Consider the following 6,374-nt stretch of genomic DNA (forward strand, 5'->3'; position numbering starts at 1 on the left):
GAGAACTCCTACTTCAGGAACCCTTCGTAATGACGCATCATCAGTTGAGATTCGATCTGCTTCATCGTTTCGAGACCGACCCCGACCATGATCAGCACGGCCGTTCCCGCGAAGGGGAACGAAGTCACGTTCCAGGCCCCCTGCGCAATGAACGGCAGCACCGCGATCGATCCGAGGAACATCGCTCCCGGAAGCGTGATGCGGGTCAGAATGTGGTCAAGGTAGTCGGCCGTGGGACGCCCCGGACGGATGCCGGGAACGAACCCACCGTATTTCTTCATGTTGTCGGCAACGTCGGTCGGGTTGAACGTGATCGCGGTGTAGAAATACGTGAAGAAGATGATGAGGACGAAATACGCCACCACGTACCAGAAGCTCGTTCCGCTGGCGAAGTGGCGATCGATGAAGTTCTTGAACGTGTTGTTCTGCACGATCGTCGCCGCCAGAACAGGCAAGTACAGCAGCGACGAGGCGAAGATGATCGGGATGACCCCCGCTTGGTTGACCTTCATGGGAATGTAGGTAGACCCGCCGCCCATCGTCTTTCGCCCCACCACGCGTTTGGCGTATTGCACCGGGATTCTGCGCTGGGCCTGCTCGACCAACACGACCGTAAGGACAATCGCCATACCCAAAGCGATGAAGACGGACCCCTTCGCCGGCCCCGCACTCGCCCAGAGCGAGGTCGCGTTCCCCGGCAGCGAAGCGATGATCGAGGCGAAGATAAGCAGCGACATACCGTTGCCGATCCCCCGCTGCGTGATCAACTCGCCGAGCCACATGATGAGTGCCGTTCCCGCCGTCAGCGTCAAAACGATCAGGAAAGTGCGACCAACGGTCAGGTTCGTGAACATGTCGCGGATGCCTGGGAACAGGTTCCCGCTGTTCGCCGTGACGACGATCCCCAGGGACTGCAGCAAGGAAAGCACCACGGTCATGTAACGCGTGTACTGGGTGATCTTCTTGCGGCCGAGTTCGCCTTCCTTTTGCAGCGCTTCAAGCTTCGGAATAACCACCGTAAGCAACTGCATGATGATCGAGGAGGTGATGTACGGCATGATCCCGAGCGCAAAGATCGCGAACCGAGTCAATGCGCCACCAGAGAACAAGTTGATCAGCGTGTAGACGCCGCCGCTTTGCTCCGCTTGCCTCTGGAGCTCTTCGATCTTGGTCACGTCTACGCCGGGCAACGGGATGTGCGACCCCAGCCGGTACACGCCGATGATCAAAAGCGTGAACAGGATCTTGTTCCGCAGGTCGGGGATCTTGAAGGCGTTTCGAAACGCGCTGAGCACGACTTGGGCCTTTCTGCCTAGATCACCTCGACGGTGCCGCCTGCGGCCGTGATCTTGGCCTTGGCGGACTCACTGAACGCCGCGGCCTTAACCGTCAAGGGCACGGTCACCTCTCCCCTACCCAGGATCTTGATCGCTCCGCGGCTCTTGCGCACCACGCCCTTGGCGCGAAGCGCATCCGGGTCGACCACCGTCCCTGCAGCGAAGGCATTCAACGACTCGACGTTCACGGGCTCGTACTCGACCTTGAAGCGTGCGTTCGAGAACCCGCCCAGCTTGGGCAGACGGCGGTGCAGCGGCATCTGGCCGCCCTCGAACCACGGATGGACGGTCGTGCGCGCGCCGGTACCCTTCGTTCCACGACCGGACGTCTTGCCCTTGCCGGACCCGTGACCGCGACCGACTCGCGTTGCTTTCTTGTGTGCGCCCGGTGCCGGACGCAGATGATGCAGCTTCACTGCGAAACCTCCTCGACCTCAACCAGGTGCGCGACCGCACGCACGGCGCCGCGCGCCTGAGGCGTGTCGTCGCGCACGACGCTCTGGCGAATCTTACGAAGCCCGAGAGAGCGGACCGTCTCACGCTGACGCTCAGTACACCCGATCAGCCCGCGCCGCAGCGTAACCTTGATCTTCGCCATCACGCACTCGCCTCGGCCGCGCGAATCGCCTCGAGCATCCGCCGCGGCGCGACACGCTCGAGCGGCAGACCGCGGTCGCGCGCCACATCTTCAGGCAAGCGCAGAGACCGCAATCCTGACTCAACGGCGTGCACGATGTTGATCGGGTTCCCGCTGCCCAACGACTTCGACAGGATGTCGGAAATCCCAGCGCACTCAAGTACTGCGCGCACCGGACCGCCGGCGATGATCCCGGTACCCGGTGACGCCGGCTTCAGCATCACGCGACCGGCGCCGTGCTCACCGGTAATCTCGTGGGGAATCGTAGCCCCCACCATGGGAACGCGAAACATCGAGCGCTTCGCGATGTCGATGCCCTTCTGAATAGCGGCGGGGACTTCCTTCGCCTTGCCGTACCCCACACCGACTCTGCCGCTGCGGTCTCCGACGACGACGAGCGCCGTGAACGAGAAGCGTCGGCCTCCCTTTACGACCTTCGCCACGCGGTTGATCGTGACGACGCGCTCCTCGAACTGCGGGGCTCCCGGATCCTGATCCGGTCCCGAACGACGACGCTCCACCATGTGGTGTGACTCCTCCCTAGAACTTCAATCCAGCTTCGCGAGCGCCTTCAGCCAACTCGCGAACGCGCCCCTGGAAGCGAAAGCCTCCGCGGTCGAAGACGACAGCCTCGACCCCCGACGCGAGCGCGCGCTTGCCGACTAGTAACCCTACGGCCTTGGACACGGTGCTCTTGTTCCCGTCCTTGGCAATCTCGGGGTCCAGCGCCGACGCGGATGCGATCGTGTGGCCGCGCAGATCATCGATGACCTGTGCGTAGATGTGCCGGTTCGAGCGAAACACCGCCAACCGCGGGCGCTGCGCACTCCCGACCACCTGCTTGCGAACGCGCGCATGCCGGCGCGTACGGGCCTCCACCTTCTTCAGCGCCATCTCTACTTCGCTGCCTTTCCGGCCTTGCGTCGGACGTACTCGCCCTGATAGCGAATGCCCTTGCCCTTGTAGGGGTCCGGCGGACGAAGCGCGCGGATGTTCGCCGCCACCTGACCGACGGCCTGCTTATCCGTTCCGCTTACGATGATCTTCGTCGGCGTCTCGACCGTGAACAAGATCCCCTCGGGAGCTGGAACCAGCACCGGGTGACTGAAGCCGACGAGCACTTCGAGGTCATCGCCCTTGGCCGATGCGCGGTACCCGACGCCCTGAATCTCCAACACCTTGAAGTAGCCCTCCGTCACGCCCTGAACCATGTTGGCCACGAGCGTCCGGGTCAGTCCGTGCAGCGACCGGTGCGTGCGTCCATCGCTCGGACGCTCGACTCGCAGGGTATCCCCCTCGCGCACCAAGCTCATGTCGGCGTGAATGTCGCGCTCGAGCGTCCCCTTGGGACCCTTGACCGTCACCCTTGTTCCGGAGACCTCGACATCGACACCGCTGGGAACGGTGATCGGATTCTTTCCAATTCTGCTCATCTCACCATCACCACACGTAACAAAGGACTTCGCCGCCGGTGCCGGCCTTCGCCGCCTGTCTGTCCGTCATCAAACCCTTGGCCGTCGAAAGAATAGCGATACCAAGTCCGCCAAGAACGCGCGGCAACGAGTCGTGGTGCGCGTACACGCGCAATCCCGGCTTCGAAATCCGCTTGATCCCAACGATCGTGCGCTCGCGGTTCGGGCCGTACTTCAACTTGATCGTGAGCTGCGGTCCCTGCTCGCCGCCGGCCACATCGAAATCCTCGATGTAACCCTCGCGGCGCAGGATGTCGGAGATCGCGACCTTCAGTTTGGACGACGGCATGAGCGTGGAGTCCTTGCCCGCCGTGGTGGCGTTGCGGATCCGCGTAAGCATGTCGGCGATCGGATCGGTCATCGTCATCTCAGATCACCAGCTCGCCTTCGTGATACCGGGCAGCTCGCCCGAATGCGCCAGCTGCCGCAAGCAAATCCGGCACAGGCAGAACGCGCGGTAATAGGCGCGCGGTCGGCCGCAGCGCTTGCACCGGTTGTACGCGCGGGCGGAGAACTTCGCCGGACGCTTCTGCTTCTCAATCAACGCGGTCTTCGCCATCAGATCTCCGCCTTCATGTCGCGGAAGGGAAACCCGAGCTCGCGCAGCAAGGCGCGCCCGTGCTCGTCGTTCTCCGCCGTCGTTACCACCGTGATGTCCATCCCTCGGACCTTCGTCACCCTGTCGTAGTCGATCTCGGGAAAGATCAACTGCTCCGTTACTCCGAAGGTGTAGTTCCCTGAGCCGTCCATCTTGGTCGGCAAACCGCGGAAGTCGCGGATACGAGGCAAAGCGACCGACAGGAGTCGGTCGAGAAACTCCCACATACGATCGCCTCGCAACGTCACCTTCACGCCGATCGCCTGCCCCTCACGGAGCTTGAACGCAGCGATGGACTTGCGCGCCTTCGTCACCAACGGCTTCTGGCCCGAGATGATCTCGAGATCTTTCGTCGCGCCCTCGATGAGCTTGGCGTCCTTGATGGCTTCGCCCACGCCCATGTTTATCGTGACCTTGACCGGACGCGGCACCTGCATCACGTTCGCGAGACCAATCGAGTCCTTCAAGGACGGACGGATCTCGTCGCGATACCGCTGCTTTAGCCGCGGAACGGTGGTCGTGGATGTATCCGTCATCAGATCCTCGCCCCACACTTCTTACAGACACGCTGCTTGCCCTCGGCGGAAACGTCGAAGCCGACCCGAGTCGGCGCGCTGCACGAAGAACAAAGCAGAGCAACGTTGGAAACATCTACGGGCATTTCCTTGGTGATGATCCCGCCGGTCACGCCCGAGCGTCCTTGCGCCGGGCGAACGCGCTCATGGCGCTTCACCTGGTTGACGCCCTCGACCATGACCGCGTTGCGTGCCGGGTACACGCGCACCACGCGACCTTGCTTGCCCCGGTCCTTACCCGAGATGACCTGGACGATGTCGTTCTTGCGGATCTTGGATGCCGACATCTAGAGCACCTCCGGAGCCAGCGAGATGATCTTCATAAAGCGCTTGTCTCTCAGTTCTCGAGCCACGGGGCCGAAAATACGGGTCCCCCTGGGGTTCATCTGGTCGTTGATCAGCACCGCAGCGTTCTCGTCGAAGCGGATGTACGACCCGTCCGGGCGACGGCGCTCCTTCTTCGTGCGCACGACGACGGCCTTGACGACCTCGCCCTTCTTGACAGGCGCCCCGGGAAGCGCGTCCTTGACTGTCGCAACGATGATGTCTCCGATTCGCGCATAGCGACGGCCGGAGCCACCCAGCACACGGATACACAGGATCTCCCGCGCGCCGGTGTTGTCGGCAACCTTCAACCGGCTCTCTTGCTGGATCATCTACTTCGCCTTCTCAAGGATCTCGGCAACGCGCCAACGCTTCGTCCGCGAGAGCGGGCGCGTCTCCGCGATGCGGACACGATCACCCACGCCGCAGGAGTTCGCTTCGTCGTGCGCCTTGTACTTCGTCAAGCGCCGCTGTGTCTTGCCATACAGCGCATGCCGGAACGTGTCCTGAACCGCGACCACGACGGTCTTATCCATCTTGTCGCTCACGACCACGCCCACGCGGGTCTTCCGCCGTGACCGTTCCATCATGCCTCCTCCGTCCCGGTACCTTCGAGCGCCATGAGCTCACGCTCGCGCACGACGGTGAGAATCCGGGCAACTTCCTTGCGCATCTGCTTGATCCGCATCGGGTTGTCCAGCTGACCGGTCACTAACTGAAAGCGAAGGTTGAACAACTCTTCCTTCGCCTCGGCGAGCTTCCCGTCGAGCTCGATGTCCGAAAGCTGTCGCAGTTCGTTCGGATTCATAGCGTCCGTTCGCCCTTCCGGTCCATCATTCGCCCTCTTCGCGCCGCACGAACCGAGTCTTCAACGGCAGCTTGTGTGCCGCCAGCCGCAAGGCCTCGCGCGCGATCTCCTCGTCAACACCGGCGAGTTCGAACATCACCCGGCCGGGCTTGACCACAGCGACCCATCCCTCGGGGTTGCCCTTGCCCGAACCCATCCGAGTCTCGGCCGGCTTCTTCGTGAAGGGCTTGTCGGGGAAGATGTTGATCCACACCTTGCCGCCACGGCGCATGTGTCGCGTCATCGCAACACGAGCGGCCTCGATCTGCCGTGCGGTCACCCACGACGGCTCAATCGCCTGCAGCCCAAAATCCCCGAAGGACACCTTCGTGCCGCCCTTCGCCAGCCCCCGCATGTGTCCGCGGTGCTGCTTGCGGTGCTTTACCTTCTTCGGCGCGAGCATCTACTCCCCCGCCCCCTCGTTTCCGGTTTCGGGAACCGCAGGCTTAGCCTCGGTCGCCGGAGCGGCCTTCGGCGCGGGAGCCGCCGGGCGGTCGGCCGTCGGACGCCCACCGGCACCGCGAGGAGCACCCGCACCCGGACCACCGCGACCTGCACCGGCACCGCGAGGAGCACCGGCACCG

General features: G+C 63.1%; 15 protein-coding genes. All 15 read right to left on the bottom strand.

Annotated features, from left to right (window positions below; genetic code table 11):
* Window positions 1-8: 8 nt before the first annotated feature.
* Window positions 9-1,295 (bottom strand): preprotein translocase subunit SecY, encoded by a 1,287-nt coding sequence (gene secY, locus WDA27_07500; protein ID MFA5890779.1) that lies wholly within the window; start codon window positions 1,293-1,295, stop codon window positions 9-11.
* 17 nt (window positions 1,296-1,312) lie between these two features.
* Complete coding sequence (gene rplO / locus WDA27_07505; protein ID MFA5890780.1) at window positions 1,313-1,753, bottom strand: 50S ribosomal protein L15; 441 nt, start codon at window positions 1,751-1,753, stop codon at window positions 1,313-1,315.
* The gene (gene rpmD / locus WDA27_07510; GenBank protein MFA5890781.1) at window positions 1,750-1,935 is read right to left on the bottom strand and encodes a 50S ribosomal protein L30; all 186 of its coding nucleotides are present in this window, start codon (window positions 1,933-1,935) and stop codon (window positions 1,750-1,752) included. The genes rplO and rpmD overlap by 4 nt, the downstream gene beginning before the upstream one ends.
* The gene (gene rpsE, locus WDA27_07515; GenBank protein MFA5890782.1) at window positions 1,935-2,498 is read right to left on the bottom strand and encodes a 30S ribosomal protein S5; all 564 of its coding nucleotides are present in this window, start codon (window positions 2,496-2,498) and stop codon (window positions 1,935-1,937) included. Before rpsE ends, rpmD begins: the two co-directional genes overlap by 1 nt.
* A 16-nt stretch (window positions 2,499-2,514) precedes the next feature.
* Window positions 2,515-2,868 carry a 50S ribosomal protein L18 gene (gene rplR / locus WDA27_07520; protein ID MFA5890783.1) on the bottom strand — a complete coding sequence of 118 codons (354 nt, stop codon included), beginning with the start codon at window positions 2,866-2,868 and terminating at the stop codon, window positions 2,515-2,517.
* Window positions 2,869-2,870: 2 nt separating this feature from the next.
* Window positions 2,871-3,407: a 50S ribosomal protein L6 gene (gene rplF / locus WDA27_07525; protein MFA5890784.1), complete on the bottom strand. Its 537-nt coding sequence runs from the start codon at window positions 3,405-3,407 to the stop codon at window positions 2,871-2,873.
* A gap of 7 nt (window positions 3,408-3,414) precedes the next feature.
* Window positions 3,415-3,813 carry a 30S ribosomal protein S8 gene (gene rpsH / locus WDA27_07530; protein MFA5890785.1) on the bottom strand — a complete coding sequence of 133 codons (399 nt, stop codon included), beginning with the start codon at window positions 3,811-3,813 and terminating at the stop codon, window positions 3,415-3,417.
* Window positions 3,814-3,819: 6 nt separating this feature from the next.
* Window positions 3,820-4,005 carry a type Z 30S ribosomal protein S14 gene (locus tag WDA27_07535; protein MFA5890786.1) on the bottom strand — a complete coding sequence of 62 codons (186 nt, stop codon included), beginning with the start codon at window positions 4,003-4,005 and terminating at the stop codon, window positions 3,820-3,822.
* The gene (gene rplE / locus WDA27_07540; GenBank protein MFA5890787.1) at window positions 4,005-4,580 is read right to left on the bottom strand and encodes a 50S ribosomal protein L5; all 576 of its coding nucleotides are present in this window, start codon (window positions 4,578-4,580) and stop codon (window positions 4,005-4,007) included. Before rplE ends, WDA27_07535 begins: the two co-directional genes overlap by 1 nt.
* A complete protein-coding gene (rplX, locus tag WDA27_07545; GenBank protein MFA5890788.1) occupies window positions 4,580-4,906 on the bottom strand; it encodes a 50S ribosomal protein L24 in 327 nt (108 codons plus the stop codon). Before rplX ends, rplE begins: the two co-directional genes overlap by 1 nt.
* Window positions 4,907-5,275, bottom strand: a complete 369-nt coding sequence (gene rplN / locus WDA27_07550) for a 50S ribosomal protein L14 (protein ID MFA5890789.1) — start codon at window positions 5,273-5,275, stop codon at window positions 4,907-4,909. It lies immediately after the preceding gene.
* Window positions 5,276-5,530, bottom strand: coding sequence for a 30S ribosomal protein S17 (gene rpsQ / locus WDA27_07555; protein MFA5890790.1), 255 nt, complete (start codon window positions 5,528-5,530; stop codon window positions 5,276-5,278).
* Window positions 5,530-5,751 (bottom strand): 50S ribosomal protein L29, encoded by a 222-nt coding sequence (rpmC, locus tag WDA27_07560; protein MFA5890791.1) that lies wholly within the window; start codon window positions 5,749-5,751, stop codon window positions 5,530-5,532. The genes rpsQ and rpmC overlap by 1 nt, the downstream gene beginning before the upstream one ends.
* Window positions 5,752-5,776: 25 nt before the next feature.
* Entirely contained in the window at window positions 5,777-6,193 is a 417-nt protein-coding gene (gene rplP / locus WDA27_07565; GenBank protein MFA5890792.1) for a 50S ribosomal protein L16, read from the bottom strand.
* Window positions 6,194-6,374, bottom strand: a 181-nt coding sequence (locus tag WDA27_07570) for a hypothetical protein (GenBank protein MFA5890793.1), incomplete at its 5' end; no start/stop codon positions are given.

The sequence above is a fragment of the Actinomycetota bacterium genome (genome assembly GCA_041658565.1).
Taxonomy (GTDB): Bacteria; Actinomycetota; AC-67; order AC-67; family AC-67; genus JBAZZY01.